The sequence below is a fragment of the Streptomyces vietnamensis genome (assembly GCF_000830005.1).
Classification (GTDB): domain Bacteria; phylum Actinomycetota; class Actinomycetes; order Streptomycetales; family Streptomycetaceae; genus Streptomyces; species Streptomyces vietnamensis.
The window spans coordinates 1700996-1726495 of the sequence record NZ_CP010407.1; the positions used below are offsets into that span (position 1 = coordinate 1700996).

A 25500-nucleotide genomic window follows, 5' to 3' on the forward strand; every position below is an offset into this window, starting at 1 on the left:
CGGCCCCGCTCGACGTCAAGGGCGCAAACGTGCCAAAGGACGAGTCTAACGGGGCGCGGGGACGCGAATGAGCCCGTGGGCGGGCCGCGCGGCCACTGATCTCGTACGGTCTCGACTGCTGAGACGTCAGAGGAGGTGGGCCGGGGTGCCGACGGGCAGGATAAATCGGAACTCGGCCCCGCCACGGGGGCCACGTCCGACGGTGATGGTGCCGCCGTGGGCCTCGACGACGCCCTTGACGATGTAGAGGCCGAGGCCGGTGCCGCCGCGCTTGCTGCCCCGCCAGAAGCGGGTGAAGACGCGGCTCATCGACGCTTCGGGGATGCCGGGCCCCTCGTCGCTCACGGTGACCTCCGTCCCCTCTTCCCCGTCGTCGCCCAGCGTGGTGGGTGCCACCTCGATGGTGACGGTTCCCTCGCCGTGGCGCACCGCATTTTCGAGGAGGTTCCCGAGGATCTGGTCGATCTTGTCGGGGTCGGCCCAGAGCGCGGGCAGCCCCGGCCTGATCCGTACGAAGAAACGGTCCGGGGACTGGCCGCCGGTGGTGTGCCCCTGGATGTGCCGGCCGACGGCGGCGGCGATGTCGACGGGCTGGCGGCGCACTTCGAGGCGGCCGGAGTCGATCCGGGAGATGTCGAGGAGTTCGGCGATGAGCCGCTTGATGCGGCCCGCGTCGGCGTCGACGGTCTCCAGCATGAGCCGCTTCTGCTCGTCGTTGAACCGCTCCCACTTGTCGAGGAGGGTGGCGGTGAAGCCCTTCACCGAGGTGAGCGGGGAGCGCAGTTCGTGGGCGACGGTGGCGATCAGCTCGGCGTGGCTGCGCTCGGTGCGGCGGCGCGCCTCGGTGCCGCGCAGGGAGACCACGACCCGGCGGACGGGGCCCGTGGGGTGCTCGCGGACGTACCGGGCGGAGACGAGGACCTCGCGGCCGCCGGGGAGCAGCAGGTTGCGCTCGGGCTGGCCGCGGCGGGTGGAGAGCCCGCCGTACGGGTCGGTCAGCGCCCACCAGCGGCGTCCCTTGAGGTCCTCGAGGGGCAGCGCCTCGTCGAGGGGGAGGCCGAGGGCCCGGTCGTCGGGGACGGCGGTGATGCGGCGGGCGGCGGCGTTGAAGCAGACGACGCGGCCGGTCTCGTCGGCGATGACGAGACCGTCGGGCAGGTCGTCGGGGTCGAGGCCGGCGAAACCGGCGGCCGCCGTGGCGCCGGGCGGTTCCGGCGCGCTTTCGGACGGCTTCGGGGCGTGCGGCGCGGCGCTCCGTGCCTGTGCGGGACTGTCCGTGTCGACCGTCATCCCCGTACCCCACCCCTCCGTGCAGTGCAGTGGGCCCCCGAGTGCGTCACTCTACTGGGCGGAGCGGGCGGAATGGACCCCTCAGGCGGAGGTTCGGGGGCGCTGGGCGCGGGCGGAGGCGTACAGGCAGACCGCGGCGGCGGTGGCGAGGTTGAGGCTCTCGGCCTTGCCGTGGATCGGGACGCGGACGACGGCGTCGGCGAGCGCCCGGGTCTCCTCGGGCAGCCCCCAGGCCTCGTTGCCGAAGATCCAGGCGGTGGGTCCGCCCATGGTGCCGGCGTCGAGCTCGTCGTCGAGGTCGTCCTGGCCGGCCCCGTCGGCGGCGAGGATCCGTACGCCCGCGCCCTTGAGTCCGGCGACGGCCTGCTCGACGGGGACGCCGACGGCCACCGGCAGGTGGAAGAGGGAACCGACGGAGGCGCGGACGGACTTGGGGTTGTAGAGGTCGACGGAGGCGTCGGTGAGGACGACGGCGTCGGCGCCGGCCGCGTCGGCGCAGCGCAGCACGGTGCCGGCGTTCCCGGGGTCGCGGACGTGCGCGAGGACGGCGACCAGCTTGGGCCGGGCGGCGATGATGTCCTCGAACGGCGAGTCGAGGAAGCGGCAGACGCCGACGAGGCCCTGCGGGGTGACGGTCTGGGAGACCTCGGCGAGGACGGCGTCGGAGGCGAAGTGGACGCGGGCGCCGGCGGCGCGGGCGGCGTCGACGATCGCGTCGTAGCGCTCGGCGGCCTCGACGGTGGTGAACAGCTCGACGAGGGTGGGCTCTCCGCCGGCGCCCCGGTGCTCGACGGCCTCGCGGACGGCCTGCGGGCCCTCGGCGATGAAGAGGCGGTCCTTGCCCCGGAAGTTGCGCTTGGCGAGCCGCCGGGCGGCGACGACGCGCGGGGAACGCGGGGAGATCAGCTCGGGGGTGACCATGGGGTGCGGCGGTTCTCTCTTCGGGGCCGGGGGACGCGGAGGGGCCGGGTGCTACGGGTTTTCGGGGGCCGACGCACCCGGACCCGCAGGCGCGAGCGCGCTGCGGGTCCGGGCGGAAGTACTGCGGGCCTGGAAGATCAGGCGGCGGCCTTCGGGGCGTTGACGTCGGCCGGGAGGGCCTTCTGCGCAACCTCGACCAGCGCGGCGAACGCGTTGATGTCGTTGACGGCCAGCTCGGCGAGGATCTTGCGGTCCACCTCGATGTTGGCGGCCTTCAGACCCTGGATGAGGCGGTTGTACGTCATGCCGTTCTGGCGGGCAGCGGCGTTGATGCGCTGGATCCACAGCTGACGGAAGTCGCCCTTGCGCTTCTTGCGGTCGTTGTAGTTGTAGACCAGCGAGTGGGTGACCTGCTCCTTGGCCTTGCGGTACAGGCGCGAACGCTGACCGCGGTAGCCGGAGGCCTGCTCGAGGATCGCCCGGCGCTTCTTGTGGGCGTTGACTGCCCGCTTGACGCGTGCCACTTCTTAACTCCTTGTAGCGGGGTCGTGGTGGTCCTCACACGACCCGAAAAACGGATGGGTCCCGGACGGTGCCGGATGCCCTCGTCGCCGAGGGCGGGAGATCAGATCAGATGCCCAGCATCTTCTTGATCTTGGCGGAGTCACCCGGGGCCATCTCGGCGTTGCCGGTGAGGCGACGCGTCAGCTTGGACGACTTGTGCTCGAGCAGGTGGCGCTTACCGGCGCGCTCGCGCAGGATCTTGCCGGAGCCGGTGACCTTGAAGCGCTTCTTGGCACCGGAGTGCGTCTTGTTCTTCGGCATAGCGCCGTTCTCTCCTCGTCAGTGGCGCTCCCCCCGGTGCGGGCACCGGTCGACCGGGAGCGTCATTCTTCGATTGGGTGGGACCGGACGGAATCCGGGGGCTGCCGGGAGGCAGCCCCCGAGGATCACGCCTCGGCGTTCTCGGCCGGGGTCTCGGTCGAGGTCTCCTCGGCAGCGGCGGCGGGGGCCTCGGACGAACCGCCCTGGCGCTCCGCCTTGCGCGCGGCCTGGGCCTCGCGAGCCTCGGCCATGGCCTCGGTCTTCTTCTTGTGCGGACCGAGAACCATGATCATGTTCCGGCCGTCCTGCTTCGGGTTGGACTCGATGAATCCAAGCTCCTGGACGTCCTCGGCGAGGCGCTGCAGAAGTCGGTAACCGAGCTCCGGGCGGGACTGCTCACGACCACGGAACATGATCGTGATCTTGACCTTGTCGCCCTGCTTGAGGAACCGGACGACGTGACCCTTCTTGGTGTCATAGTCGTGCGGGTCGATCTTCGGCCGGAGCTTCATCTCCTTGATGACCGTGTGCGCCTGGTTCTTGCGCGCCTCACGGGCCTTCATGGCCGACTCGTACTTGAACTTCCCGTAGTCCATGAGCTTGCACACGGGCGGGCGGGCGTTCGCCGCGACCTCGACCAGGTCGAGGTCGTACTCCTGCGCGAGCTCCAGGGCCTTGGCAAGGGGGACGATGCCCACCTGCTCGCCGCTGGGGCCGACAAGACGCACCTCGGGAACGCGAATCCGCTCGTTGATGCGGGGCTCGGCGCTGATGGATCCTCCTCGGTAGCACCACGCGACCGCCTTGGCGGACGGACACGTCACGTGAAACAGTTGAGACCAACCGGGCCGGTACATGAAAAATGCCCCGGACGGTACACAGGCGGGGCTCCACGGAAAACCGGAGCACCACCACGGTGAACCGCGGGGCGCGCATCGGGCGGCTCCATCGTCCGTACGGAACGATGGGCGCCACCTGACCGGTGACCCGCCACCCGCGAGGGTGGTCAGGTGGGAGTACGGAGCCTCCACTTGTGGGCCGGACACAGAGGTGTCCAGCCGGTCGTTACACAAGGTTAGCAGGACCCGGCGGTCGGCGCGAACCGTACGTCCGCTTATCGTGTGGGCATGAGCGAGACGCCCCAGAACGAGTCCACGGACACCCCCGACTTCGAATCCATGACCCGCGACATCGCGGAGGTCCCGGCGGTCGAGGTGATCGTGACGGTCGCCGTCAACCTGATGAGCGCCGCCGCGGTGAAGCTCGGGCTCACCGAGGAGGGCGAGAAGCACAAGGACCTCGACGAGGCGCGCAAGCTGATCCACGCGCTCGCGGGCCTCCTGGACGCCGGCGCGACGGAGGTCTCCTCCTTCCACGCGGCTCCCCTGCGGGACGGCCTGAAGTCCCTCCAGCTCGCCTTCCGCGAGGCGTCCCTGATCCCGGACGAGCCGGGCCAGGGACCGGGCGAGAAGTACACGGGGCCGGTGTACGGCTAGGAGCCGATCGGGCCCGCCAGGGCCGCGGGGGTACGGGGGTCGCCCCCCGGAAGAGAACAGCCACCGGACCGGTGTACGGCTAGAAGTGGTTACTGCTTTACGTAGAAGGGCTCGCCCGGAGGCGTGGCCGAGGCCGGCAGGAGTGCCAGGTCGAGGCCCCGCACCAGGCGGGCCCTCAGTGTTTCGTCGGCGGCCAGGGCGCGGGCCACGCGCTGGGCGGCCTCCGCCGGAGCGGCGTCGGCGTCGAGGACCAGGGCGACGGTGCCGTCGGCGGTGCCGGGCCCCAGGTGGGCGCGGAGCACCGCGGGCTCGGCGGCGACGACGGCGCGCACGGCGTCCCGTACGGCCGGGTCGTCGAGCGGGTCGGCGCTGGAGCGGCCCTCGGCGAGGGCGAGCAGCGCGGAGCCGGCCACCTGGTACGGCACGGGTCCCGCCAGGTCCAGGACCAGGGTGTCGGCCTTCTCGTGGACGAGCGCGGCGAGCGCCTGCTGGAGGGGAACGGCCACGGGACGGGCCTGCGGGTCCCAGAGGGCGAGCGAGGCGATCGAGGTGAAGGCCGGCAGGGCCCGCCGGTCGCCGGCCGTGAGGGTGGGGACGGCCATGTCGCTCGTCTTCTCCTGCTTGAGGCCCGTCTCGGGGTCGATCTCGACCTCGCCGAGGACGGCGACGACGGGGACGAGCAGCCGGGCCCCCTTCAGGGCTTCGAGGACGGGTCCGTGGGCGGTCCGGTCCTCCGCCCAGGCCGCGAGGGCCGCGGCGAGCCGCGGGTCGGCGGTGCCGTCGTCTTCGGAGAAACCGGGGTCCGGGATGTTCTTGAGCGCCACGCACCGAGCCTAACGGCCGGGCCGGAGCCGCCGGACAACGGCCCTGGGGCCTGTCCGGCGGATCAGGGTCGGACAGGCCCTAGTGCGTCCGGTGGGCGCGTCGGAGTATCACGGCGGTGAGGAGCAGCAGGGCGCCGAGTCCGCCGGCGGCGGGGGCGAGCAGGCCGAGCGGGCGGCTCTCCTCGGCAGCGGGGACGGGACCGGGCCCGAAGTACCGGCCCTGGTAGCCGGTGGCGGCGCTCTTGAGGTCGCCGCCCTTCACCCGGCCCCCGGCGGCGATCGCGGCGGCCGGGTCGACGATCCCGTACCCCTTGGCGTCGCTGCGTCCGCCCTTCGGCCGGTTGCGGGCGGTGTCGATGAGGAGCCGCTTGACCTGGGCGGGGGTGAGGTCGGGGTGCGCGGCGCGGACGAGGGCGACGGCGCCGGAGACGAACGCGGAGGCGGCGCTGGTGCCCCAGCCCTCGTAGTAGCGGTGGTCGGGGTCGGCGATGACGATGTCGTCGCCGGGGGCGCTGACGGTGGCGTACCAGCGGCGGGTGGAGAAGGCGGCGTGGGTGCCGTAGCGGTCGACGGCGGCGACGGCGATGACGCCGGGGTAGGCCGCGGGGTACGAGATGTGGTCGCCCTTCTCGCCGCCGTTGCCGGCGGAGGCGACGACGGAGACGCCCTTGGCGAGGGCGTACTGGACGGCGGCGTCCTCGCCCGCGTCGGGGTGGGCGGACTTGGAGTCGTCTCCGAGGGAGAGGTTGATGACGTCGGCGCCGTGGTCGGCGGCCCAGCGGATGCCCTCGGCGAGGGCGGTGCCGCGGGTCTTGCGGGCCTTGTCGCGGGCCTTGTCGGTGGATTCCAGGATGACCCGTACGGGGAGGATCCGGACGTCGGGGGCGACGCCGAGGACGCCGTCCTCGCCGCCGGGGCCGTGGCCGTGCCCGGCGATGATGCCGGCCATGGCGGTGCCGTGCCGGGCCCAGGCGCGGTCGCCCTTCGAGGCTCCGAAGCCGACGAGGTCGCGTCCGGCGAGGACCGAACCCGCGAGGTCCGGGTGGTCGGCGTCGACGCCGGTGTCGAGGACGGCGACGGTGATGCCGTGCCCCTTCGTCGTACGCCAGGCCTCCGTGGTGTGGAGGGCTTCGAGGCCCCACTGGCGGGCCCGGATGGTGTCGGCGTGCGCGGGGGCGGTGGTGGCGGGGAGGACGGAGAAGGCGGCGGCGAGCAGCGCGACCGCGCCGCCGCGGGTCCGGCGGTGGGTGGGTCGGATCACCGGGCGTTCTCCTTGGCGGCCGTCGTGGCGGCCGTGCGCAGCAGTCGTACGAGGCGTTCGGTGATGCCCTTGGCCTCGTGGCCGAGGCCGGACTGGGCGGTGGCGTCGGTACGGTTCGCGGCCATGGCCCGGTCGGCGGGGACGGGGCCGCCGTCGACGGTCCGGCCGTCGGCGAAGCCGGAGACGGCGGTGACGACGACGGGGAGGTCGGCGGGGGCGTTCAGCCACCAGGCGGCGCGCTGCGGGGCGCCGAAGCGGGCGGCGACGGTGCCGGGTCCGGCGAGGGCCGGGGGGACGTCGGCGCCGAGGCGGGTGGTGAGGCCCTGACCGAGGGTGCGCTGAGTGGCCGCATCGGCCTGGGTGAAGACGAGGCCGACGGTGAGGACGCTGCTGGTGGTGGCGTCGGTGTAGGTGGCGCGCAGGACGCGTTCGCAGCCGAGCGGCTGGACGGTGGCGAGGAGGCCCTTGGCGAGGACGGCGGGGGTGCAGGCGGCGTCCGGGGCGACGACGATCCGGGTCCAGGTGCGGTCGGCGCCGCCGGGGCCGGCGCCGGGGCCGGCGAGGGTGCGGGGGAAGAGGGCGTCGACGGGAGCGTTGTGCCAGAGGTCCTTCGCCTCCGCGTACCCGACGGGTTCGGCGGGCTTCCCGGGCTCGGCGGCGGCCAGCCACACCCCGGCGAGGGCCCCGCCGATGAGCCCGAACCCGAGCACGGCACAGACGGCGACGGCGACGGTCCGCCCGGTACGCCGCTCCCGCACGGGCCGCAGCCGCGTGGTGACCTCGACGGGCGCCTCGGGCGGCAGCGCGCCGGGACCGGAGGAGTGGCCGTACGGGGGGAGGTGCGGCGGCTGCGAGGACGCGGGGGCGGGTACGGGCCGGGCGGGTACGGCGGAACGCCCTGCGGCGGCAGCTGCGGGCCGGGCAGGGCCACCCGTCGGCCGGGCAGGGGCAGCTTCGGGCCTGCCGCCGGCGTCCGGTCGTCCGGCAGGTCCGGCCGCCGGCCTGAGGGAGCCGCCCGTCGGCTCGTCATGGGCGGCCGCGGGCCAGGCGGGGGCAGCCGCGGGTCGTGTGGGGGCGTCCGTGGGCCCTGCGGGGGCCGTCGGCCGGGCGGGAACGACCATCGCCCCGGCGGGGGCCGTCGTGGGCCGGGCCGGGGTGGACGGCACGGCCGTCGACCCAGGCGGCACGAGGGCGGCCGGGACGGGGGGTGCGGCCGCAGGCCGGACCGGGGTGGACGTCGTGGCCGCCGGAGTGGAGCGTGTGGTCGGCGGGCCGGGCCGCGTCGGCGGTGGGGTCGTCGGGGTGATCGGGCGGAGGCGGGTCGTCGTCTCCACTGCGGGGGTGTCCGCCGGCAGCAGGGCGTCCGTGATGCGGGAGGCCGTGGGGCGATGCTCGCCGGTCATCCCCGTCTCCCCGCTCGTGTCGACAATGCCCGCCACTCTACGGGCTGTTCCCCCACCCGCGGGAACCCAGGGGCTACCCACCCGTAAACCTGTCTGGCAAGCTCGGGCCATGACTCCCCGTGCCGCCGACCGGGCCCGCTACGACCGGGCCACCGCTCACCTCGACGCGCCCGTGGCGATCGTCGACCTGGAGGCCTTCGACGCCAACGCGGCGGACCTCGTGCGCCGGGCCGGAGGCAAGCCGATCCGGGTGGCGAGCAAGTCCGTGCGGTGCCGGGCGCTGCTCGAACGGGTCCTCGCGCGGGACGGGTTCGCCGGGATCATGTCGTTCACGCTCGACGAGTCGCTGTGGCTGGCGCGGGCCGGGTTCGAGGACGTGCTGCTCGCGTACCCCTCCGCCGACCGTGTCGGGTTCGGGGAGCTCGTGCGCGATCCGAAGCTCGCCGCCGCCGTCACCGTGATGGTCGACGACGTGGCGCAGCTCGATCTGATCGACGCCGCCCGCGCGGGCGGCACGGAGGAGGTGCGGGTCTGTCTGGAGCTGGACACCGCGCTCCATCTGTTCGGCGGGCGGGTACGGGTCGGGGCGCGGCGCTCCCCGCTGAGGGAGCCCGCCCAGCTGGCCGAGCTGGCCCGTTCCGTCGTGCGGCGCCCCGGTTTCCGGCTCGTCGGGATCATGGCGTACGAGGGGCACGTCGCCGGCGTCGGGGACTCGGTCGCCGGTCGGCCGCTCAGGTCGCGGGCGATCCGGCTGATGCAGTCCGCCGCCCGCAAGGAGCTCGCGGAGCGCCGCGCCGCCGTGGTGCGGGCCGTCCGGGCGGTCGCGCCGGATCTGGAGTTCGTGAACGGCGGCGGCACCGGGAGCGTGCAGCACACGGCCGCCGAGGACGCGGTGACCGAGATCGCGGCGGGTTCGGGCCTCTTCGTGCCGCGTCTCTTCGACAACTACACGTCCTTCAGCGGCCGCCCCGCCGCGCTCTTCGCGCAGCCGGTGGTCCGCCGCCCGGGCGTGGGCGTGGTGACGGTGCTCGGCGGCGGTTACCCGGCGTCGGGTGCCGCGGGCCCGGACCGGCTGCCCGTCCCGTACCTGCCGGAGGGGCTCCGCTACGACCCGCAGGAGGGTCCCGGCGAGGTGCAGACCCCGCTGCTCGGCTCCCCCGCCGACGATCTGCGGATCGGCGACAAGGTCTGGTTCCGGCACGCGAAGGCCGGGGAGCTGTGCGAGCGGTTCGAGAACCTGCACCTGGTCGAGGGGGACCGCGTCACCGCCACCGTGCCCACGTATCGGGGCGAGGGCATGACCTTCCTCTAGGAACCGTCAGAAGACCGTGTCCAGCTGGTCCGGGACGATGCTGCCGTCGGCGCGCCGGACCGGCTGGGCCGTGCCGTCGCTCGCCGTGTAGCCGGTGGTCGAGCAGGGGTACGCGCTCGTCCTCTGCTTCTTCGGCTCGATGAACATGGGGTTCACGAGCCAGCGGCCGTCGCCGTTCTCGTACGCCCGGCACATGAGCTCGTTCTTGTTGCGGTTGAGGACGAGGCGCAGCCCGGTGGCGTCCCGCAGGAAGGAGATGTCGGTGTCGGAGTCGCCGGCGGCGAAGACCTGGCGGCGGGCGGCGGGCTGGACGCGCTCGGCGGCGGGGCCGCGGACGCCGAAGATCTCCTGGTTGACGAAGCAGCGCTTGCCGTCGATGTAGGTGATCATCGCGTCCTCGCCGTCCCGGACGCCACCGCAGCCCTTGAGGTGGCTGGTGAGGCGGCCGTGGTCGGTGGTGTTGCGGATGCCGACGGCGTGGGAGGGGTCGACGCCGACGCCCTTTGCCCAGACGTCGACGACGGGCTCGGGCGAGGCGGAGACGATCCAGACGTCGAAGCCGCCGTCCTGGAGGGTGCGGATCAGGTCCCGCTGCTGGTCGTAGTAACGGACCCAGCCGGTGACCTTCGCGGTGCCGACCTGCTGGGTGGCGCCCTGCGGGGCGGCGAGGTTCTCGGCGCGGGCGGCGGCCGCGAAGGAGGCGGCCTGGCGGGTGGTCCAGCCGTGCAGGAGCTGGGCGAGCCAGGCGTACTGGGGCTCCATGCGGCGGTGGTCGTAGCCGGTGAAGGCCGTGCGGCCCGTGGTCGTGGCGCCGTTCCCGTACACCGCGAGCAGTTCGTCGGCGCAGGCCGTGTCGGTGGATGTGGGGAGGGTGCCGACGCCGGTGGGGCAGACCTCTGCGAGGGCGGTCGCGGCCTCGGGGGTGAGGTAGCGGCTGGTGGTGGACCAGTCGCCGTCCTTCGGGGGCCGGACGCGGTCGTTGCGCAGGAGCCAGTAGAAGGTGGCGTCGCCGACGTCGTTCTTGATGACGGTGTTGTCCCAGTCGAAGACCGCGACGGGCTTCTCCCCACGAGGCCGCCCCTTGTCGGTGCAGTGGTCGGCGATCAGGGCGTCGATGCGGGCCTTGTTGTCGCCGTACCAGCCCTCGGAGACCTTCAGGGTGGGGCATGCGGCGGGCCCGGCCTCGGCGGAAGCCGTGGGGAGGAGACCGGTGGCGGCGAGGGCGAGGGCGGCCGCCGCGGCGGAGGTGCGGAGCTTCACGGGCGTTCTCCTGTCGGTACGTCGGTACGTCGGCGCGTCGGTACGCACGACAGCCGGGCGCCTTGCGACGCCCGGCTGTCGGGTGGGGGTGGGGAGGGGTGGCGGCGGCGAGGGCCTAGAGCGGGGTCACGTACGCCCCGGAGATGCCGCCGTCGACGAGGAAGTCGCTGGCGTTGACGAAGGAGGAGTCGTCGCTCGCGAGGAAGGCGACGGCGGCGGCGATCTCCTCGGCCTCGGCGAAGCGGCCGACGGGGATGTGGACGAGGCGGCGCGCGGCCCGCTCGGGGTCCTTGGCGAACAGCTCCTGGAGCAGCGGGGTGTTGACCGGCCCGGGGCAGAGGGCGTTGACGCGGATGCCCTCGCGGGCGAACTGGACGCCCAGCTCGCGGGACATGGCGAGGACGCCGCCCTTGGACGCGGTGTACGAGATCTGGCTGGTGGCCGCGCCCATGATGGCGACGAAGGAGGCGGTGTTGATGATGGAGCCCTTGCCCTGGCGGCGCATGTAGGGCAGCGCGGCCTTGCAGCAGAGGTAGACGGAGGTGAGGTTGACGTCCTGGACGCGCTTCCAGGCCTCCAGGCCGGTCTCCAGGATGGAGTCGTCGTCGGGGGGCGAGATGCCGGCGTTGTTGAAGGCGATGTCGACGGAGCCGTACGTGTCGAAGGCGGTCTTGAACAGCGCCTCGACCTGCTCGGGGTCGGTGACGTCGACCTGGACGAAGGTGCCGCCGACCTCCTCCGCGGCGGCCTTGCCGGCGGTCTCGTCGATGTCGGCGCAGACGACGTTGGCGCCCTCGGAGGCGAGGCGGCGGGCGGTGGCGAGGCCGATGCCGCTGCCGGCTCCGGTGATGACGGCGGTACGGCCGACGAGGCGGCGGCAGACGATCTCTTCGTTGGTCATGCGGTTCAGGCCTCCGTGCTGAGGAAGACGTTCTTGGTTTCGGTGAAGGCGGTCAGGGCGTCGGGGCCGAGTTCGCGGCCGAGGCCGGACTGCTGGTAGCCGCCGAACGGGGTCCAGTAGCGGACGCTGGAGTGGGAGTTGACGGAGAGGTTGCCGGCCCGGACTGCGCGGGAGGCGCGCAGGGCGCGGCCGACGTCACGGGTCCAGATCGAGCCGGACAGGCCGTACTCGGTGGCGTTGGCGAGGCGGATCGCGTCGGCCTCGTCCTCGAAGGGAAGGACGACGGCGACGGGGCCGAAGATCTCCTCGACGGCGCAGGGGGCGTTCTCGGCGACGCCGGTGAGGACGGTCGGCGGGAACCAGAAGCCGGGGCCCTCGGGCGCCTTGCCGCGGATACCTTCGAGGTCGTCGGTGACGTAGGAGCGGACCCGGTCGAGCTGGGCGCGGGAGATGAGCGGGCCCATCTGGGTGCGCTCGTCGGTCGGGTCGCCGACGACGATCTCCTCGATGGCGGGGGCGAGGAGCTCCAGGAAGCGGTCGTACGCGCTCCGCTGGACGAGGATGCGGGTGCGGGCGCAGCAGTCCTGGCCGCTGTTGTCGAGGAAGGACATGGGAGCCGCTGCCGCCGCGGCCTCCAGGTCCGCGTCGGCGAAGACGATGTTGGGGCTCTTGCCGCCGAGTTCGAGGGTGACCCGCTTCACCTGGCCGGCGCACTTCGCCATGATGCTCTTCCCCACCCGGGTGGAGCCGGTGAAGACGATCTTGGCGATGCCGGGGTGTTCGACGAGGGCGTTCCCGGCGACGGGTCCGGTGCCGGGGAGGACCTGGAAGAGGCCTTCGGGGAGGCCTGCCTCCAGGGCGAGTTCGGCGAGGCGGAGCGCGGTGAGCGGGGTCGTCTCGGCGGGCTTGAGGATCACGGCGTTGCCGGCGGCGAGGGCGGGTGCGGTGGCCCAGGCGGCGATCGGCATGGGGAAGTTCCAGGGGGCGATGACGCCGACGACCCCGAGCGGTTCGAGGATCGTGATGTCGAGGCCGCCGGCCACCGGGATCTGGCGGCCGTTGAGGCGCTCCACTCCCCCGGCGGCGAAGTCGAGCAGGTCGCGGACGTTGCCGGCCTCCCAGCGGGCGTTGCCGATGGTGTGGCCGGCCTCGGTGACCTCCAGGCGGGCCAGTTCCTCGATGTGGTCGTCGACGACGGCGGCGAAGCGGCGGAGCAGCCGGGCCCTGTCGGCGGGCGCGGCGGCGGCCCAGCCGCGCTGGGCGGCGCCGGCGCGGGCGACGGCGGCGTCGACGTCGGCGGGGGTGGCGGCGGGGACGGTGGCGACGAGTTCCTCTGTCGCCGGGTTCAGTACCTGGAGCAACTCTCTTCTCTCTTCTGTCACAGGCGTTCGAAGGAGCGGCGCAGCTCCCAGTCGGTCACCGCCGCGTCGAAGGCGTCGAGTTCGACGCGGGCCATGTTGCGGTAGTGGGCGACGACCTCGGCGCCGAAGGCCGCCTTGGCGATCTCGCTGGTCTCCCAGAGTTCGGCGGCCTCGCGCAGGGTGGTGGGGACGTGCGCGTACTCGGCGGTGTACGCGTTCCCGGTGCAGGGCGGGGGCAGTTCGAGGCGCTGCTCGATGCCGTACAGGCCTGCGGCGACCAGGCCCGCGACGGCGAGGTACGGGTTGACGTCGCCGCCGGGGAGGCGGTTCTCGAAGCGGGTGGAGCGGCCGTGGCCGACGACCCGGAGCGAGCAGGTGCGATTGTCGTGGCCCCAGGCGACAGCGGTGGGCGCGAAGGAGCCGGGCTGGAACCGCTTGTAGGAGTTGATGTTGGGGGCGTAGAGGAGGGAGAAGTCGCGGAGGGCGGCGAGCTGTCCGGCGAGGAAGTGCCGCATGGTCTCGGACATGCCGTGCTGGTCGTCCCCGGCCATCACGTTGTGTCCCTCGGCGTCCTGGAGGGAGAGGTGGATGTGACAGGAGTTGCCCTCGCGCTCGTTGTACTTCGCCATGAAGGTGAGCGAGTAGCCCTCCTGGGCGGCGATCTCCTTGGCGCCCGTCTTGTAGACGGCGTGCTGGTCGCAGGTGACGAGGGCCTCGTCGTACTTGAAGGCGATCTCGTGCTGGCCGGGGTTGCACTCGCCCTTGGCGGACTCGACGGTGAGTCCGGCGCCGGTCATCTCGTTGCGGATGCGGCGCAGGAGCGGTTCGATGCGTCCGGTACCGAGGACGGAGTAGTCGATGTTGTACTGGTTGGCGGGGGTGAGGCCGCGGTAGTTGGCGTCCCAGGCCTGCTCGTAGCTGTCCTTGAAGACGATGAACTCGAGCTCGGTGCCGACGTGTGCCGTGAGGCCGAGCTCCGCGAGACGCTCCAGCTGGCGGCGGAGGATCTGGCGGGGCGCGGCGACGACCGGGGTGCCGTCGGCCCAGGCGAGGTCGGCCGTCACCATGGCGGTGGCGTCGTTCCAGGGGAGGCGGCGGAGGGTGCTGAGGTCGGGATGCATGGCGAAGTCGCCGTAGCCGCGGTCCCAGGAGGACATCTCGTAGCCGTCGACGGTGTTCATCTCGGTGTCGACGGCGAGGAGGTAGTTGCAGCCCTCGGTGCCGTGACCGAGGACTTCGTCCAGGAAGAACGGTGCGGCGAACCTCTTGCCCTGGAGCCGTCCCTGCATGTCGGGGAAGGCCAGGACGACGGTGTCGATCTCGCCGCTCGCCACGAGGGCGCGGAGCTCCTCGACGGTGAGCGGGGGTGTGCGGTCTGCCACGGGATTGCTCCTCCTTCGGCCTGCCGGGAGCCATAAGGTATTGCGATAGACCATTGCTTGGGAAGTCCTGGAGAGAGGGAAACGAGAACGTGGCCAGTACGAGTGAACCGGCGGACCGGCTGACGCCCGTGCTGCGGCCGGTGCGGGCGGGCAACGGATTCGAGGAGGCCCTGGAGCAGATCCTCCAGGTGGTACGGCTCGGTCTGGTGCCCGGCGGGGAACGGCTGCCCGCCGAGCGGGAGCTCGCCGACCGGATGGGGATCAGCCGGGTGACCCTGCGCGAGGTCCTCAAGGTCCTCCAGGAGCAGGGGCTCGTGGAGAGCCGGCGGGGCAGGTACGGCGGCACGTTCGTGCTGCCCCGGACGCAGACGGCCGACGAGGACGAGCTGCGCCGCCGGATCGCCACGGTCGACATGGAGGACACCCTGCGCTTCCGTGAGGTCCTCGAGGTGGGGGCCGCCGGACTCTGCGCGGCCCACGGCCTCGACGCGGCGGGCGCCGAGCGGCTGCGGACGGCCGTGGCGGCGACCCATGACGCCCCGCTGGCCGATTACCGCCGCCAGGACACCCTGCTCCACCTCACGCTCGCGGAGCTCTCCGGCTCGCCGACGCTGACGGCCCAGTACGCCGCGGTGCGCGCGACGGTGAACGACCTGCTGGACTGCATCCCCCTGCTCGTACGCAATCTGGAGCACTCCCAGCACCAGCACACCGCCCTGGTGGAGGCGGTCCTGGACGGGGACGCGGACGCGGCGCGCGAGGTGATGCGGGAGCACTGCGCGGGCACGGCGGCGCTGCTGCGGGGCTTCCTGACGTGAGGCCCGCGCACCAGGGGTGCGTAACCCGAAAGTAACGCAGGGGGGTTGCGCTCCCCCGCCGGCCACCGCAAAGGTATGGATCCAATCCATTGGGCCCGTTGCGGGGAGCTGACGCTGCCATGACGCTGGAAGACATCACGCCGCCGAAGGACGATTACCTGGAACGCCGGGCCCTGCGCCGCGGCAGCGCCGGCTGGCTGCTGCTGACCGGCCTCGGCGTGGCGTACGTCGTGTCCGGGGACTTCTCCGGCTGGAACATCGGCCTGTCGAAGGGCGGTTTCGGCGGACTCGCCGTCGCCACCGTCCTGATGGGCGCGATGTACGCCTGTCTGGTCTTCGCGCTGGCCGAGCTCTCCGCCATCCTGCCCACCGCGGGCGGCGGCTACGGCTTCGCCCGCCGGGCGCTCGGCACCTGGGGCGGCTTCCTCACCGGCACCGCGATCCTCATCGAGTACATCCTCGCCCCGGCGGCGATCTCGATCTTCATCGGCGACTACGTGGAGTCGCTCGGGCTCTTCGGCCTGGAGTCGGGCTGGCCGGTCTACCTGGTCTGCTTCGCGCTCTTCATCGGCATCCACCTGTGGGGCGTGGGCGAGGCGCTGCGTTTCAGCCTGATCGTGACGGCGATCGCGGTCGCGGCCCTGATCGTCTTCGCGCTCGGTGCGTTCACCGACTTCCACGTGGACGGCCTGAACGACATCCCGGTCGACGGGGAGGCCTTCGGCTCGAACTCCTGGCTGCCGTTCGGCCTCCTCGGGATCTGGGCCGCGTTCCCCTTCGGCATGTGGTTCTTCCTCGGCGTCGAGGGCGTGCCGCTCGCCGCCGAGGAGGCGAAGGACCCGGTGCGGTCGATGCCGAGGGCGCTCTCGATCTCCATGGGGATCCTGGTGCTGCTCGCCGTCATGACCTTCTTCGCGACCACCGGGGCGCGCGGTGCGGCCGCCGTCCAGGAGGCCGGCAATCCGCTGGTCGTGGCGCTCCAGGGCGACGGGGAGCCGACCGCGCTCAGCCGCTTCGTGAACTACGCGGGCCTCGCGGGCCTGGTCGCCTCCTTCTTCTCCCTCATCTTCGCCGGCTCGCGCCAGCTGTTCGCCCTCTCCCGGGCCGGCTACCTGCCCCGCTTCCTCTCCCTCACGAGCCGCCGCAAGTCGCCCTACCTGGGACTCCTCATCCCGGGCGCCATCGGCTTCGCGCTCGCCGCCGGGACCGGGAACGGGGCGCGGATGCTGAACATCGCGGTCTTCGGCGCCACCATCTCGTACGCCCTGATGGCGCTCTCCCACATCGTCCTTCGCCGCCGCGAGCCGGGCCTGCACCGGCCGTACCGCACGCCCGGCGGGATCGCGACCTCCTCGGTGGCCTTCGTCCTGGCCCTCTCGGCCCTCGTCGCGACCTTCCTGGTGGACCGGACGGCGGCGTTCATGGCGCTCGGGGTGTACGTGATCGCCCTCGCCTACTTCGCGTTCTACAGTCGGCACCATCTGGTGGCCAAGGCGCCCGAGGAGGAGTTCGCGGCGCTCGCCGCGGCCGAGGCCGAACTCGCACGCGACTGACCCACCCGACTCTCCGCACCTCTGGAGGAAGTTCCGTGACCAAGCCGCTGATCGGCGTGACCACCTACCTGGACCAGGCCCGCTGGGGGGTGTGGGACATGACCGCCGCCCTGCTCCCCGCCCGGTACCCGCGGCTCGTCCGGGAGAGCGGAGGCCTCGCCGTCATGCTCCCGCCGGACGGGCCCGAGGCCGCGGCGGCGGTCGTGGCCCGGCTCGACGGTCTCGTCGTCGCCGGTGGGGCGGACGTCGAGCCCGTACGGTACGGGGCCGAGCCCGACCCCCGTACCGGCCCGCCGGCCCGCGCCCGGGACTCCTGGGAGCTGGCCCTGGTCGACGCGGCCCTGGCCTCCGGCACCCCGCTGCTCGGCATCTGCCGGGGCATGCAGCTCCTGAACGTGGCGCTCGGCGGCACGCTGATCCAGCACCTGGACGGGCACGTCGAGGCGGTCGGGGTGATCGGCCGGCACGCGGTGAAGCCGGTGCCGGGAACGCGGTACGCCTCGCTCGTGCCCGAGCTCACCGAGGTCCCGACCTACCACCACCAGGCCGTGGACCGCCTGGGCACGGGGCTCACGGCCTCGGCCCACGCGGAGGACGGCACGGTGGAGGCGGTGGAGACGGACGGCCCGGGATGGGTCCTCGGGGTGCAGTGGCACCCGGAGATGGGCGAGGACCTGCGCGTGATGCGGGGCCTGGTGGAGGCGGCGGCCCGATAGCCCCGGGCGAAGGGGAAGGGGAAAGGGAAAGGGTGCGGGGCGGCCGGGGTGGGCATCCGGCCGCCCCGCGGTTCGGGGGCTGAGCTCGGAGGAGGCGCTGATCACCGCCTCCTCCGAGCTCGGGGCGTGAGGGGGGACCGCACCGCCCTCACGGCTCAGGGGGCAGGGGCGGTGACCGCCGCCCCGCCGATCAGCTGCTCGTCGCCGCCACCGCGCGGCGGCCGGTGATCGCGTACAGGCCCGCGGCGACGATCATGCCGACCGGCAGGGAGAGGTCGACGCCGCCGAGCGCCGTGGCGACCGGGCCGGTGTAGACGGTGTTGACGCAGAGGGCGGCCGCGGCCACGCCCACGAGCAGGGAGAGGGCGCCCGCCCAGTTGACGCCGCCGGTGAACCAGAAAGGGCTGCCGGGGGTCTCGTCCGAGAGCGTGCGGCCGTCGTACCGGTTCCGGCGCAGGACGATGTCGGCGGCGTACACGGCCATGAGGGGGCCGATCAGGACGGTGATCACCTGGAGGGCGTTGCTGACGGTGTCCAGGAAGTTGGACACGAGCAGGCCGTAGAGGGTGAGCGCGACCGCGACGGTGCCGTCGAAGAGGACGCTGACGGTGCGCCGGATGCGCATGCCGACGGCCTGGAGGGCGAGTCCGGCGCTGTACGCGGTCAGGGCGTTGATGGAGATCGTGCCGAGGACCAGGGCGAGCAGGAAGATCGGCACGAACCAACCCGGCAGGATCCCCTGGAGCGCGTTCTGGGGGTCGGTCATGTCGACGGCCGTGGCCGCGAAGGCGCCGAGCGAACAGACGACGACGCTGGGCACGAAGGCGCCGAGCGCGGTCCAGCCGACGATCGCCCTCTTCGAGGCCGTACGGGGCAGGTAGCGGGAGAAGTCGGCGCTCGTGGTGTACGAGAGCGGGCCCGAAGCGATCATCGTGGTGCCCGCGATCAGCAGGGCCCAGAGCTCGGCGCCACTGGCCGGCTCGGCGGGCGCGTACGAGAAGTCGGCGTGGCGGAAGACCGCGAGGGCGACGACGGTGAAGGCACCCGCCAGGGCCAGGGTGATCGGCAGGTACAGCTTGATGATCAGGGCGTGGCCGTAGACGCTGATCGCGAGGGTGAGCGCGGCGATGACGACGACGACCGCCACCTTGACGGGGACGTTCGCGGTGATGCCGGCCTTCTCGACGAGCGCGAAGGCGGCGGTCGCGGCGGCGGCGAGGTTGAGCGCGAAGTAGCAGACGGAGACCAGCCAGCCGCCGATCGCGTTGTTCACCCGGTTGCCCATGACGCCGTACAGCGCGCGGGTGATCACCTCGCTCGGCGCGCCCGCGGCCGGCCCCGAGACGGCGAGGAGCCCGGTCAGCACCCAGAAGAGATTGCCCACCACGATCACGCCGACGGCCTGCCAGAGGCTCAGGCCCATCAGAACGAGGGCGCCGCCGATGACGAGGCTCAGGTAGTTGACGTTCGCGGCGGCCCAGACGGAGAACAGCTCACGGGGATGCCCGTGGCGCTCGGTGTCGGGAATGTGGTCGATGCCGTGCGCCTCGATGCGTCCCGGGCGGTCGGAGACCGGCGGCGTGACCTCGGCGCGGGCGGCGCCGTGGTCGGGAATCGTGGAAGCCATGCGGCCCTCCGGATGCGTGTCGTGCCCACCTGGTTGCTTATTGGTCGCACACTCAATAGCATCGCCGGTATGCCGTCAAGCGTCCAGCGCAAGAGAATTCGGAAAACTCCCGAAGCCCGTAGGGCGGAGATCGTGGAGACCGCGGCCCGGGTCGCCCTGACCGAGGGCCTGGAGTGCGTCACGCTCCGGCGCATCGCCGACGAACTCGCCGTACGCCCCGGTCTGATCAGCCACTACTTCCCGTCGGCGGAGGACCTGGTGGCCGAGGCGTTCAGCGTCGCCGCCACCGGCGAGCTCGACGCCCTGCTGCCCGCCGACCGCCCCGACGGGACCCCCACGCAGTACCTCGCGCGCTACTTCGCCCTCTCGGCCGGAGAGGCGTACGACGACATCAGCCGCCTGTGGATCAACGCCCGGCACCTCAGCCGCTACCGGCCCGTGCTCCGCGAGCGGGTCGCCGAACAGGAGCTCGCCTCCGACGACCGCCTCGAAGGACTCATCCGCGAGGGCGTCGAGCGGGGCGAGTTCCGGACGGAGGACCCGCGCGCGGCGGCCATCCAGATCCTGGTGGTCCTCGACGGCCTCGGCGCCCACGCCAACACCGACCGGAGCAACCGCCCGGAGGCGGTGACGCGGATGGCGGTGACGACGGCGGAACGGGAACTCGGCCTACCGCACGGAGCCTTGACCGACGTACGGCTGCCGGGGGAACCGACCGAGCCACGCTGACGAACGGAGACCACCGCGGTCTCGTAGGCGAACGATGCCGTCGGCCGACGCCGGGCTGCCTCCGTCGGTGAGCGGTGTCTGCCGCCGCCGGCCACGCCGCCCACCGGCCTCACGCCACCGGTCACCCGCCCACCGGCCTCACGCCACCGACCCGTCACCCGTCACCCGCCCACCGGCCTCGCCCCCACCCTCCGCCCCTCGACCACCTCTCGCACTTCTCCTGGAGCCACCGTGCGCACCCGACTCCTCCTGCTCTCCGCCCGTCTGCTCGACCCCGGCACGGGGGCGTTCCTGTCGGAGACCGCGCTCGCCGTCTCCGACGACGGCCGGATCTCCGCCCTGGGCGACGACCGCGAGATCCGGACGCTGGCCGGTCCGGCGACCACCGTCGTCGACCTCAAGGGGGCCGTCGTCACCCCCGGCCTCGTCGACGGCCACCTGCACCCGGTGTCCGGCGCCGAACTCACGCACGGACTCGACCTGTCGTACTGCGCCGACCTCGACGACGTACGGGAGGCCCTGGCACGCGAGGTGCGGACCCTCGACCGCGGCCAGTGGCTGTTCGGCTGGGGTCTGGACCCGAACGTCTTCGGCGACCGGCCCGTCGGCACCGCGCCGTTCGACGCCGTGCTCGACGGCGTGCCGGCCTTCCTGCTGCTCTTCGACGCCCACTCGGCGCTGGCCAGCCGCCGGGCCCTCGAGCTCGCCGGGGTCGACGGCCCCCGCACCTTCGACCAGGCCTCGGCCGAGGTCGTCTGCGACGCCGACGGGCGCCCGACAGGGCTGCTCCAGGAGGACGCCGCCTGCGAGCTGGTCGAGCGGGTCGCGCCCAGGCCGACGCGCGAGGAGAGCCGGGAGCGGCTCGCGGCGGCGCTGCGGTCGATGGCGGCGGCGGGCCTCACCGGCGGGCACGCCATGGACGCCAACGGCGACAGCCTCGCCCTGTACGGGGAGCTCGACGGGGCCGGTGAGCTGCCGCTGCGGCTCCGGGTCGCGCCCTGGTGCCAGCCGGGGACCGACGAGGCCGGGGTACGGGAACTGATCGACCTCCAGGGCACGGGCGGCGAGCTGTGGCAGGTCGCGGGCGTGAAGCTGTTCATGGACGGGACGATCGACAACGGCACGGCGTGGCTGGAACGCCCGGACTGTCACGGCGAGTCCACGCACGCGTTCTGGCCGGACCCCGAGGCGTACACCCGGATCATCGGGGAGCTGCACCGGGCGGGCGTGGCCACCGCGACGCACGCGATCGGCGACGCGGCGGTACGGCACGTGCTCGACTCCGTCGAGAAGGCACGGACCGACGGGAACGCCGAGGTGCGGCACCGGGTCGAGCACATCGAGACGGTGCCGGACGACACGCTGCGCCGTTTCGCGGAGCTGGGCGTCCTGGCGTCCATGCAGCCCACGCACTGCTGCGACTTCACGCGCGCCGACCACACGGACAACTGGTCGCGGCGGCTCGGCGAGGAGCGCGCCGCGCGCGCGTGGCGCTGCCGGGACCTGTCGGACTCGGGTGCCGCCGTGGTCCTCGGCTCCGACTGGCCGATCGCGCCGTTCCCGCCGCTCGGCGTGATGGCCGGGGCCCGGCACCGGCGCCCGACCCGTGACCTCGGCCAGGCGCCGCACGGCCCGGAGCAGGCACTCACGCCGCTGGAGGCGCTGCGGGGCATGACGACGGTGCCGGCGTACGCGGCGGGCGAGGAGCGTGTGGCGGGTCGCCTGGCCGTCGGCCACCGCGGCGATCTGACGGTGCTGGCGGCGGATCCGCTGACGACGCCGTCGACGGAGCTCCCGGAGGTTCCGGTGCGCCTGACGACGGTGGCGGGCCGGGTGACGTTCCGCGCGACGGACCTCTGACGGGCCCCGCCCGTCGTGGGCGGCCGCTCGGGGCGGTGCCCCCGCCGCCCCCGTTGTGGGCAATCGTTCCGCTGGGGCAGTGCCCACCCGCACGGACGGTGCCGCCCCCGTTGTGGGCAATCGTTCCGCTGGGGCGGAACGGGTGGGCACAACGGACCCGCGCCCTGCCGGCGCCCGAGGCTTCCGCGCCTGAACCCGCACCGGCAGCGCGCCGCGGCGGTGGTGCGGGTCCAGGCTCGGAACGCGGAGGCGCCGCTGAAGGGCGCCGTCCCGTGTGCCCACCCGTCCCGCCCCAGCGGGACGATTGCCCACACGGCGGGTGGGCGACGCCCGCCCGAGCGCGGGGCCACACGGCAGGCGTCGAAGGGCACCGCCCAGCACGGGCGCGGGCCCCACACGGCAGCGGGTGCGGGCCCACACGGCGGTGGGCAACGCCCAGCCGGGTGCGGGCACCACGCGGGCGCGGGGCGAAGGCCCAGCAGGGCGCGGGGCGCACGGCCGCGGGCCCGCACGGCGGGGGGCGCCGGTCTGCCGGGTGCGGGCCGGTCAGCCTCGGGTCAGTGACAGCAGGTCACGCGCCGGGCCCGTAGGCCGGTGCCCCGCCGGCCAGACCGCGCGGAGGTCGCGCCGGAGGAGGACCCCCTCCACCGGGATGGCGACCAGGCGGCGCGACGCCAGTTCCTCCGTGATCGCCAGCTCGCTGAGGACGGCCGGCCCAGCCCCGCTCACCGCCGCCGCCTTCACCGCGGTCGTGGAGGCGAGTTCGAGGAGCGGCTGCGCGAGGCCGCCGTGCGCGGAGAGCGCCGCGTCCAGGACCTGCCGGGTGCCCGAGCCGCGTTCCCGCAGGACCAGCGGGGTCGCGGCCAGCTCCGCCGGGTCGAGCGGGCGCCGTCGCCGGGCCCACGGATGCGAGGGCGCGGCGACGAGCGCGAGCCGGTCGTGCGCGACGACGACCCCGTCGAGGCCGTCCGGCACGGCGAGCCCTTCGACGAAGCCGACGTCGGCCTCGCCCGCGAAGAGGCGTTCCGCGACGGCCGCCGAGTTCCCGGCCTGGAGCGACACGGCGGTGTCGGGCCGCTCGGCGCGCAGCGCGATGAGCCAGCCCGGCAGCAGGTACTCGGCGATCGTCATGGACGCGGCCACCCGCAGCCGCGAGTCCCGTCGCCCGCGCAGGGCCTGCGCGCCCGCGTCGAAGGCTTCCGCGGCCTCCACGATCCGCCGCGCCCAGTCGGTGACGAGGGCGCCCGCGTCGGTGAGCCGGGAGCCGCGCGGCGAGCGGTCGAGGAGGGCGACGCCGAGCTGGCGTTCCATGGAGCGGATGCGGCTGCTGGCGGCGGGCTGGGTGATGCCGACCTCGCGGGCGGCCGCGCCAAGGCTGCCGTGCCGGGCGACGGCGAGGAGCAGTTCGAGCGCGCCGAGGTCGGGGACCCGGTGGGAGAGGGGGTTCGGGGGCTCGCCCGGCTCACTGCTCATAAAGTCAGCTTATGGCCTCATAGCCGCAACGTCCCTGGTGGGGGCGGGTTCCTGCGCGAAACGATCGACACATGGCAAGCCACGCACCTTCTCTCCCCGCCCTCCGCGCAAGCGCGGGCGCAGGCGCCACCACCCCCGGCGCCCGGGCGACCCGTTCCGTCCGCCACCTCGGACCCAACTGGTACGCCTCCGTCATGGGCACGGCCATCGTCGCCAACGCGGGCGCCGCCCTGCCGGCGGACGTCCCCGGCCTCCGTATCGCCTGCGCCGCCGTCTGGGTCCTGTCGCTCGCGATGCTGCTCGCCCTGGTCGCGGCCCGGGCCGCGCACTGGGCCCGCCACCGGGACCAGGCCAGGGCCCATCTCATGGACCCGGCGATGGCGCCGTTCTACGGCTGTCTGTCGATGGCGCTGCTCGCGGTCGGCGGCGGCGCGATGATCGTGGGCCGGGACTGGATCGGGCTCCCGGCGGCCGTCGCCCTCGACACCGTCCTGTTCACCGCCGGCACGGTGATCGGCCTGGTGGCCGCGGTGGCCGTCCCGTACCTCATGGTCGTGCACCACCGGATCGAGGGCGCGTCACCGGTGTGGCTGCTCCCGGTCGTCGCCCCCATGGTCTCCGCCGCGCTCGGCCCGCTGCTCGTGCCCCATCTGCCCGCCGGGCAGGCCCGACAGACGCTCCTGATCGGCTGCTACGCGCTGTTCGGCGTCAGTCTGCTCGCCACCCTGGTCATGCTGCCGCTGGTCTTCGGACGGCTCGTCACCGGCGGCCCGCTGCCGCTCGCGCTGACCCCCACCCTCTTCCTGGTCCTCGGCCCGCTCGGCCAGTCGACGACCGCCGCGAACAAGTTCGCCGACACGGCCGCGGGCGTGCTGCCCGCCCCGTACGCCCACGGTTTCGCCGCCTTCGCCGTCCTCTACGGGGTCCCCGTGACGGGCTTCGCGCTGCTGTGGCTGGCGCTCGCCGGGGCGATGGTGCTGCGGGCGCGGCGGCGGGGCATGGGCTTCGCGATGACCTTCTGGGCGTTCACCTTCCCGGTCGGTACCTGTGTGACCGGCGCCGAGGGCCTGGCCCTGCACACCGGGCTGGACGTCTTCCGGTGGCTCGCGATCGGCCTGTACGTGTTCCTCGTGGCGGCCTGGCTGGTGGCCGGTTTCCACACCGCGCGGGGGCTGTTCAGCGGTGCGCTGCTCGCAGGGCCCGGGCGAGTGCCCGCGGGGCCTCGGCCAGTGACGGTCCGTACCAGGTGAGCATGCGCCCGTCGACGAGGGCGGCGGCGGTCCCGGGGAAGGCCTCGGGGCCGTCGTCGCGCGTGAAGCGGTAGGGCTCGTCGGGCAGGACGACGAGGTCGGGCGCGGCCGCGCGGAGTTCGTCCGGAGGAATCCTCGGATAGCGGTCGGGATGGTCCGCGTAGACGTTCCGGACGCCGAGGCGGGCGAGCAGGTCGCCGGCGAAGGTGTCGCGGCCGAGGACCATCCAGGGCCGCCGCCAGATCGGTACGACGGCGGTGCGCGGCTCCACCGGGGTCACGGCCTCCCAGGCGGCCTCGGCCTCCACCAGCCAGCGGGGCCGCCGGGGCGCGCCGCAGGCGGCGAGGACCCGCTCCAGCTCCCGCAGTCCCTGGTCGAGGGTGCGGATCTCGGTGACGAGGACGTCGAGCCCGGCGGCGCGCAGGGCGGCGAGGTCGGGGGCGCGGTTCTCCTCCTCGTTGGCGAGGACGAGGTCGGGCCGGAGCGCGGCGATCGCGGCGACGTCGGGGTTCTTGGTGCCGCCGATGCGGACGACGTCGAGCCCGGCGGGGTGGGAACACCAGTCGGTGGCGCCGACGAGGGCGCCGGGCGCGGTGACGGCGACGGCCTCGGTGAGGGAGGGGACGAGCGACACGACCCTCGGCATCACCACGTACTCACTGCTCCTCGGCCTCGACGTGGTCGCCGACCGCCACGACGAGGAGCCGGGTGCCGGGCTCGGTGGCGCGCCAGCGGTGCCGTACGCCGCCGGAGAGGTAGAGCGTGTCGCCGCGGTCGAGGCGGTACGCGCGGCCCTCGGCCTCGACCTCGGCGGCGCCGTCGGCCACGTAGAGGAGTTCGTCGTTCCGGTGCTGGAACTCGCGGCCCGCGTCCTGCTCGCCGGTGAACTCCAGGGCGTGCAGCTGGTGGCGGCCGCGGACCAGCGCCCGTACTCCGGCGGGCATGCCCGGGGAGCGCTCCCCTGACCGTACGACGTCGACGGTGCGGGAGGCCTCGGCGGCGGCGAGGAGGTCGCCGACCGTGGTCTCCAGGGCCTCGGCGACGAGTTCGAGGGAGCGGCGGCTGGGCCGGGCGCGCTCGTTCTCGACCTGGCTGAGGAAGGGCACGGAGAGGCCGCTGCGGGAGGCGACGACGGCCAGGGTCAGCTGGAGCGCTCTGCGGCGCCTCTTGACGGCCGCGCCCACGCGGGGTGCTTCCTTCTCGTCCATGTCGGCTCCCTCCCTCTGCTCGTACCGGTC

Annotated in this window: 24 protein-coding genes; 8 read left to right on the plus strand and 16 right to left on the minus strand. The window is 73.5% G+C overall.

What is annotated here, in order from left to right; all coding sequences use genetic code 11:
* Positions 1–126: 126 nt before the first annotated feature.
* The 5 genes from SVTN_RS07415 to infC form a co-directional block, all read right to left on the minus strand.
* Positions 127–1290 carry a sensor histidine kinase gene (locus SVTN_RS07415; RefSeq protein WP_041128337.1) on the minus strand — a complete coding sequence of 388 codons (1164 nt, stop codon included), beginning with the start codon at positions 1288–1290 and terminating at the stop codon, positions 127–129.
* An 81-nt stretch (positions 1291–1371) separates the two neighbouring features.
* Positions 1372–2211 (minus strand): TrmH family RNA methyltransferase, encoded by an 840-nt coding sequence (locus tag SVTN_RS07420; protein WP_041128338.1) that lies wholly within the window; start codon positions 2209–2211, stop codon positions 1372–1374.
* A 137-nt stretch (positions 2212–2348) separates the two neighbouring features.
* Positions 2349–2735 carry a 50S ribosomal protein L20 gene (gene rplT, locus SVTN_RS07425; RefSeq protein WP_030493496.1) on the minus strand — a complete coding sequence of 129 codons (387 nt, stop codon included), beginning with the start codon at positions 2733–2735 and terminating at the stop codon, positions 2349–2351.
* Positions 2736–2841: 106 nt separating this feature from the next.
* On the minus strand, positions 2842–3036 hold the full coding sequence (rpmI, locus tag SVTN_RS07430; protein WP_041128339.1) for a 50S ribosomal protein L35: 195 nt from the start codon (positions 3034–3036) through the stop codon (positions 2842–2844).
* A gap of 125 nt (positions 3037–3161) precedes the next feature.
* Complete coding sequence (gene infC / locus SVTN_RS07435) at positions 3162–3893, minus strand: translation initiation factor IF-3 (protein WP_373412947.1); 732 nt, start codon at positions 3891–3893, stop codon at positions 3162–3164.
* 270 nt (positions 3894–4163) lie between these two features.
* On the opposite strand from infC, the gene SVTN_RS07440 reads away from it, so the two are divergent.
* Positions 4164–4532 (plus strand): DUF1844 domain-containing protein, encoded by a 369-nt coding sequence (locus tag SVTN_RS07440; RefSeq protein WP_041128341.1) that lies wholly within the window; start codon positions 4164–4166, stop codon positions 4530–4532.
* Between the two features lie 89 nt (positions 4533–4621).
* On the opposite strand, the gene SVTN_RS07445 is transcribed toward SVTN_RS07440, so the two are convergent.
* The 3 genes from SVTN_RS07445 to SVTN_RS45385 all read right to left on the minus strand — a co-directional run bounded on the left by SVTN_RS07445 (position 4622) and on the right by SVTN_RS45385 (position 8020).
* Positions 4622–5356, minus strand: coding sequence for an SseB family protein (locus tag SVTN_RS07445; protein ID WP_041128342.1), 735 nt, complete (start codon positions 5354–5356; stop codon positions 4622–4624).
* Positions 5357–5435: 79 nt separating this feature from the next.
* On the minus strand, positions 5436–6614 hold the full coding sequence (mycP, locus tag SVTN_RS07450) for a type VII secretion-associated serine protease mycosin (protein WP_063782327.1): 1179 nt from the start codon (positions 6612–6614) through the stop codon (positions 5436–5438).
* On the minus strand, positions 6614–8020 hold the full coding sequence (locus tag SVTN_RS45385) for a hypothetical protein (RefSeq protein WP_245727467.1): 1407 nt from the start codon (positions 8018–8020) through the stop codon (positions 6614–6616). The genes mycP and SVTN_RS45385 overlap by 1 nt, the downstream gene beginning before the upstream one ends.
* 109 nt (positions 8021–8129) lie before the next feature.
* On the opposite strand from SVTN_RS45385, the gene SVTN_RS07460 reads away from it, so the two are divergent.
* Entirely contained in the window at positions 8130–9332 is a 1203-nt protein-coding gene (locus SVTN_RS07460; protein WP_041128344.1) for an amino acid deaminase/aldolase, read from the plus strand.
* 6 nt (positions 9333–9338) lie between these two features.
* Here the strand turns inward: SVTN_RS07460 and SVTN_RS07465 are convergent, their stop codons facing one another.
* From SVTN_RS07465 to SVTN_RS07480, 4 genes are all read right to left on the minus strand, one after another.
* The gene (locus SVTN_RS07465; protein ID WP_041128345.1) at positions 9339–10592 is read right to left on the minus strand and encodes a haloacid dehalogenase-like hydrolase; all 1254 of its coding nucleotides are present in this window, start codon (positions 10590–10592) and stop codon (positions 9339–9341) included.
* A gap of 115 nt (positions 10593–10707) precedes the next feature.
* Entirely contained in the window at positions 10708–11493 is a 786-nt protein-coding gene (locus tag SVTN_RS07470; protein ID WP_041128346.1) for a 3-oxoacyl-ACP reductase, read from the minus strand.
* Between the two features lie 5 nt (positions 11494–11498).
* On the minus strand, positions 11499–12854 hold the full coding sequence (locus tag SVTN_RS07475; RefSeq protein ID WP_174518242.1) for an aldehyde dehydrogenase family protein: 1356 nt from the start codon (positions 12852–12854) through the stop codon (positions 11499–11501).
* Positions 12855–12871: 17 nt separating this feature from the next.
* A complete protein-coding gene (locus SVTN_RS07480; RefSeq protein ID WP_041128348.1) occupies positions 12872–14236 on the minus strand; it encodes a glutamine synthetase family protein in 1365 nt (454 codons plus the stop codon).
* An 89-nt stretch (positions 14237–14325) separates the two neighbouring features.
* Here SVTN_RS07480 and SVTN_RS07485 point away from each other — a divergent pair, with 89 nt between their 5' ends.
* From SVTN_RS07485 to SVTN_RS07495, 3 genes are all read left to right on the plus strand, one after another.
* Positions 14326–15054, plus strand: a complete 729-nt coding sequence (locus tag SVTN_RS07485) for a FadR/GntR family transcriptional regulator (RefSeq protein ID WP_041128349.1) — start codon at positions 14326–14328, stop codon at positions 15052–15054.
* Positions 15055–15173: 119 nt separating this feature from the next.
* Positions 15174–16607: an ethanolamine permease gene (gene eat, locus SVTN_RS07490; protein ID WP_041128350.1), complete on the plus strand. Its 1434-nt coding sequence runs from the start codon at positions 15174–15176 to the stop codon at positions 16605–16607.
* Positions 16608–16642: 35 nt separating this feature from the next.
* On the plus strand, positions 16643–17323 hold the full coding sequence (locus SVTN_RS07495; protein WP_041128351.1) for a gamma-glutamyl-gamma-aminobutyrate hydrolase family protein: 681 nt from the start codon (positions 16643–16645) through the stop codon (positions 17321–17323).
* A 190-nt stretch (positions 17324–17513) separates the two neighbouring features.
* Here SVTN_RS07495 and SVTN_RS07500 read toward each other — a convergent pair whose 3' ends face one another.
* Positions 17514–18950: a purine-cytosine permease family protein gene (locus SVTN_RS07500; RefSeq protein WP_041128352.1), complete on the minus strand. Its 1437-nt coding sequence runs from the start codon at positions 18948–18950 to the stop codon at positions 17514–17516.
* A 69-nt stretch (positions 18951–19019) separates the two neighbouring features.
* On the opposite strand from SVTN_RS07500, the gene SVTN_RS07505 reads away from it, so the two are divergent.
* On the plus strand, positions 19020–19679 hold the full coding sequence (locus SVTN_RS07505; protein ID WP_041128353.1) for a TetR/AcrR family transcriptional regulator: 660 nt from the start codon (positions 19020–19022) through the stop codon (positions 19677–19679).
* Positions 19680–19910: 231 nt separating this feature from the next.
* On the plus strand, positions 19911–21539 hold the full coding sequence (locus SVTN_RS07510; protein WP_041128354.1) for an amidohydrolase: 1629 nt from the start codon (positions 19911–19913) through the stop codon (positions 21537–21539).
* A gap of 546 nt (positions 21540–22085) precedes the next feature.
* Here the strand turns inward: SVTN_RS07510 and SVTN_RS07515 are convergent.
* The gene (locus SVTN_RS07515) at positions 22086–23012 is read right to left on the minus strand and encodes a LysR family transcriptional regulator (protein WP_041128355.1); all 927 of its coding nucleotides are present in this window, start codon (positions 23010–23012) and stop codon (positions 22086–22088) included.
* A gap of 71 nt (positions 23013–23083) precedes the next feature.
* Between SVTN_RS07515 and SVTN_RS07520 the strand changes: the two genes are divergently transcribed.
* Positions 23084–24262, plus strand: coding sequence for a TDT family transporter (locus SVTN_RS07520; RefSeq protein WP_041128356.1), 1179 nt, complete (start codon positions 23084–23086; stop codon positions 24260–24262).
* Here SVTN_RS07520 and SVTN_RS07525 read toward each other — a convergent pair.
* Positions 24189–24908 carry a helical backbone metal receptor gene (locus SVTN_RS07525; RefSeq protein ID WP_041133681.1) on the minus strand — a complete coding sequence of 240 codons (720 nt, stop codon included), beginning with the start codon at positions 24906–24908 and terminating at the stop codon, positions 24189–24191. The two genes, SVTN_RS07520 and SVTN_RS07525, sit on opposite strands and share 74 nt — an antisense overlap.
* 10 nt (positions 24909–24918) lie before the next feature.
* Positions 24919–25470, minus strand: a complete 552-nt coding sequence (locus SVTN_RS07530; protein ID WP_041128357.1) for a helix-turn-helix domain-containing protein — start codon at positions 25468–25470, stop codon at positions 24919–24921.
* Positions 25471–25500 lie beyond the last annotated feature (30 nt).

Bases quoted from the DNA above. Each gene is read 5' to 3' on its own strand.
- SVTN_RS07525 (WP_041133681.1), bottom strand. From the start codon at position 24,908: ATGCCGAGGGTCGTGTCGCTCGTCCCCTCCCTCACCGAGGCCGTCGCC.
- SVTN_RS07415 (WP_041128337.1), bottom strand. From the start codon at position 1,290: ATGACGGTCGACACGGACAGTCCCGCACAGGCACGGAGCGCCGCGCCG.
- SVTN_RS07440 (WP_041128341.1), top strand. From the start codon at position 4,164: ATGAGCGAGACGCCCCAGAACGAGTCCACGGACACCCCCGACTTCGAA.
- eat (WP_041128350.1), top strand. From the start codon at position 15,174: ATGACGCTGGAAGACATCACGCCGCCGAAGGACGATTACCTGGAACGC.
- SVTN_RS07420 (WP_041128338.1), bottom strand. From the start codon at position 2,211: ATGGTCACCCCCGAGCTGATCTCCCCGCGTTCCCCGCGCGTCGTCGCC.
- SVTN_RS07515 (WP_041128355.1), bottom strand. From the start codon at position 23,012: ATGAGCAGTGAGCCGGGCGAGCCCCCGAACCCCCTCTCCCACCGGGTC.
- SVTN_RS07460 (WP_041128344.1), top strand. From the start codon at position 8,130: ATGACTCCCCGTGCCGCCGACCGGGCCCGCTACGACCGGGCCACCGCT.
- infC (WP_373412947.1), bottom strand. From the start codon at position 3,893: ATGTACCGGCCCGGTTGGTCTCAACTGTTTCACGTGACGTGTCCGTCC.
- SVTN_RS07470 (WP_041128346.1), bottom strand. From the start codon at position 11,493: ATGACCAACGAAGAGATCGTCTGCCGCCGCCTCGTCGGCCGTACCGCC.
- rpmI (WP_041128339.1), bottom strand. From the start codon at position 3,036: ATGCCGAAGAACAAGACGCACTCCGGTGCCAAGAAGCGCTTCAAGGTC.
- SVTN_RS07500 (WP_041128352.1), bottom strand. From the start codon at position 18,950: ATGGCTTCCACGATTCCCGACCACGGCGCCGCCCGCGCCGAGGTCACG.
- SVTN_RS07520 (WP_041128356.1), top strand. From the start codon at position 23,084: ATGGCAAGCCACGCACCTTCTCTCCCCGCCCTCCGCGCAAGCGCGGGC.
- SVTN_RS45385 (WP_245727467.1), bottom strand. From the start codon at position 8,020: ATGACCGGCGAGCATCGCCCCACGGCCTCCCGCATCACGGACGCCCTG.
- SVTN_RS07530 (WP_041128357.1), bottom strand. From the start codon at position 25,470: ATGGACGAGAAGGAAGCACCCCGCGTGGGCGCGGCCGTCAAGAGGCGC.
- SVTN_RS07505 (WP_041128353.1), top strand. From the start codon at position 19,020: ATGCCGTCAAGCGTCCAGCGCAAGAGAATTCGGAAAACTCCCGAAGCC.